This window comes from Glycomyces paridis, assembly GCF_004912155.1.
In the GTDB taxonomy this organism is placed as follows: Bacteria; Actinomycetota; Actinomycetes; order Mycobacteriales; family Micromonosporaceae; genus Glycomyces; species Glycomyces paridis.
Genome location: NZ_STGX01000038.1, coordinates 1 through 740 on the forward strand (window position 1 = coordinate 1; position 740 = coordinate 740).

The 740-nt window shown below is 68.5% G+C and carries 1 protein-coding gene; it reads left to right on the forward strand.

What is annotated here, in order from left to right; all coding sequences use genetic code 11:
• Positions 1–740: TIM barrel protein (locus E9998_RS25015; protein ID WP_136532473.1), on the forward strand; the 740-nt coding region annotated here is incomplete at both ends.

Sequence of the window (740 nt, forward strand, 5' to 3'; positions counted from 1 at the left end):
CCGCGACGTCCGCCGCTTCGCTCTCGCGAAGGTCATGCGGAACATCGACCTGGCCGCCGAGCTCGGCGCGGAGATCTACGTCGCCTGGGGCGGACGCGAAGGCGCCGAGTCGGGCGGGTCGAAGGACGTCCAGTCGGCGATGGCGCGGATGAAGGAAGCGTTCGACGTCCTCGGCGACTACGTCACCGCCCAGGGTTATGATTTGCGGTTCGCGATCGAGCCGAAGCCGAACGAGCCGCGGGGGAACATCCTGTTGCCGACCCTGGGCCACGCCCTGGCGTTCATCAACGAGTTGGAGCGCCCCGAGCTGGTGGGGATCAATCCCGAGATCGGGCATGAGGAGATGGCCGGGCTCGACTACGCGGCCGGTATCCGCCAGGCGTTGTGGCACGGGAAGCTGTATCACATCGATTTGAACGGGCAGACCGGTCCGCGCTATGACCAGGACCTCCGCTTCGGGGCGGGGAACGTGGGCGGGGCGTTCTGGGTCGTGGACGCGGTCGAGGAAGGCATCGGCAAGGGCCAGTACACCGGTCCGGTGCACTTCGACTTCAAGCCCCCGCGCACCGAGGACGATGAGGGGGTGTGGGTCTCGGCCGCCGCTTGTATGCGCAACTACAAGATCTTGCAGTCGAAGGTGCGGGCCTTCCGCGCCGACCCCGACGTCCAGGCGGCCCTCAAGGCCGCGCGGGTCGACCAGCTCGCGGTCCCGACCCTGGCCGCGGGTGAGACCTGGGCCG